Source organism: Mycobacteroides sp. H001 (assembly GCF_001440005.1).
In the GTDB taxonomy this organism is placed as follows: Bacteria; Actinomycetota; Actinomycetes; order Mycobacteriales; family Mycobacteriaceae; genus Mycobacterium; species Mycobacterium gwanakae.
This window is the reverse complement of record NZ_LJYH01000022.1, coordinates 1-2483: the sequence shown is the minus strand read 5'-3', so window position 1 is coordinate 2483 and position 2483 is coordinate 1. Positions and strand designations below refer to the sequence as shown.

General features: G+C 63.6%; 2 protein-coding genes. Both read left to right on the top strand.

What is annotated here, in order from left to right:
- A partial coding sequence (locus AOT83_RS05925; protein ID WP_131727371.1) for an ATP-binding cassette domain-containing protein occupies positions 1-747 on the top strand: 747 nt, incomplete at its 5' end.
- Positions 747-2483: ABC transporter ATP-binding protein (locus AOT83_RS05920; RefSeq protein ID WP_057966620.1), on the top strand; the 1737-nt coding region annotated here is incomplete at its 3' end. The genes AOT83_RS05925 and AOT83_RS05920, both read left to right, overlap by 1 nt.

The window sequence follows — 2483 nt, the reverse complement described above, 5'->3', positions numbered from 1 at the left end:
GTGTCGTTTGATGCGGTGACGTTTGGGTATCGGCCGGGGGTGCCGGTTATTCATGGTGTGGATCTGAGGCTGCGGCCGGGCACTGTGACGGCGCTGGTGGGTCCGTCCGGCTCGGGTAAATCGACGCTGGCTTCGCTGCTGGCACGTTTCCATGACGTCGATGGCGGCGCTATCTGTATCGATGGCACCGATATTCGCGCCCTGAGCGCCGATGAGCTCTACACCAAGGTCGGATTCGTGTTCCAGGACGTACAACTGGTCGCCGGAACCGTCCGCGACAACATCGCACTGGCCCGACCCGAAGCCACCGACACCGACATCCACACCGCCGCCCGCGACGCACAAATCCATGAACGAATCCTGCGGCTACCCAACGGCTATGACACCGTCCTAGACACCAACACCCAACTGTCCGGCGGCGAAAAACAACGCCTCACCATCGCCCGCGCCCTGCTGGCCGACACCCCCATCCTGATCCTGGACGAAGCCACCGCCTTCGCCGACCCCGAATCAGAATATTTGGTCCAACAAGCCCTGGGCCGGCTCGTGCACAACCGCACCGTGCTCGTCATCGCCCACCGACTACACACCATCGCCGACGCCGACCAGATCGTGGTCCTGGACCAGGGCCACCTCGTAGAAACCGGCACCCACACGCAGCTGCTATCCAACAACGGGCGCTACCGGCGCTTGTGGGACGCACGCCTACAAGAACCCTCGAGCGTCCTTGCCGGAGAGAACATCTAATGCTGACCCACCTGATCCGCCTCATCCCCCCCGCACACCGCAACTCCCTCTACACCTACAGCGCACTCTCAGTGCTATCCGTGGTTTTACGCGCCGCGGGCTGCCTGCTGCTCGTGCCGCTGCTCGGCGCCCTGTTCTCCGCCACCCCCACCCACGCACTGCCCTGGCTCGCCGTGCTCACCGCGGTCACCATCGGCGGCTGGATCGTGGACACCGCACTGGCCCGCATCGGCTACCGCATCGGATTCGCCCTACTCAACGACTCACAACACCAAGTCGCCGACCGGCTCACCCACATCCCACTGAGCTGGTTCACCGCCGAACGCACCGCCATGGCCCGCCAAGCCATCTCCTCCGGCGGCCCCGACCTCGTCGGATTCATCGCCAACCTCCTGACCCCAATGATCGGCGCGGTGTTGTTACCGGCAGCCATCACCATCGGGCTGTTTTTCATCTCGTGGAAGCTCGGTGTTGCAGCGCTCATTACCCTGCCACTGCTCCTGGGTACGTTGCTGGCCAGTATCCGCATCGTGCGCACCGCCGACGAAGCAGACACCAAGGCGCACAGTGCACTGACCGAACGCATCCTGGAATTCGCGCGCACCCAAGCCGCCCTACGAGCCAGCCGACGCGTGAACCCCGCCCGCAGCCAGGCCGGCGAAGCCGTCGCGACAGCACGTGGTGCGACCATGCGGCTCTTGCTGTTTCAGATCCCCGGTCAGCTGCTGTTCAGCATCGTCAGCCAGATCGCCCTCATCCTGCTCGCCGGCACCACCACGATTTTGGCGGTACGCGGGGAGATCGGCGCACCCGAAGCCGTCGCACTCATGGTCATCGTGGTCCGATTCCTGGAACCATTCACCGTGCTGGCGGGCCTGGGCGGCGCGGTCGAAAACTCGCGTGGCGTGTTCGAGCGTCTCAACACCATCATCACCACCGAGGCCGCCGATCAACCCGGGGATGCCGTCGCATCCCCCGACACCCCCGCCCCACGCATCGAATTCCGCAACGTCACCTTCCGGTACGACAGCACCAGCGAACACGTCCTCAACGACATCAACTTCATCCTGGAACCGGGGAGCACGACGGCCATCGTTGGGCCATCTGGATCCGGAAAGAGCACCATCCTCGCCCTCATCGCCGGGCTGCAACAACCAGAAAGCGGCCAAATCCTCATCGACGGAACCGATGTCGCCACAATGGACACCGCCAGCCGCCGCGCCCTGGTCAGCATGGTCTTCCAGCACCCCTACCTCTTCGATGCACCCATCGGCGACAACGTCCTAGCTGGACACCCCAACGCCACAGACCACGAAACACACCAAGCCATGACACTGGCTCGCGTCGACGAGATCATCGAACGGCTGCCCGATGCCGAACAATCCCGTGTCGGCGAAGCCGGCACCGCACTATCCGGCGGTGAACGCCAACGCGTCAGCATCGCCCGAGCACTCATCAAACCCGCCCCAGTCCTGCTCATCGACGAAGCCACCAGCGCCCTGGACACCGAAAACGAAACCGCAATCACCGACGCCATCAACAACGACCCACGCCCCCGCACCAAAATCATGATCGCCCACCGGCTCAACGCGATCCGCAACGCCGATCACGTCCTCTTCATCGACAACGGCCACATCATCGAACAAGGCTCCATCACCGAACTCAGCTCTCTCGCAGGCCGCTTCTCAGAATTCTGGCGCCAACAAGAATCCACCACCGGATGGCGCATCACCACA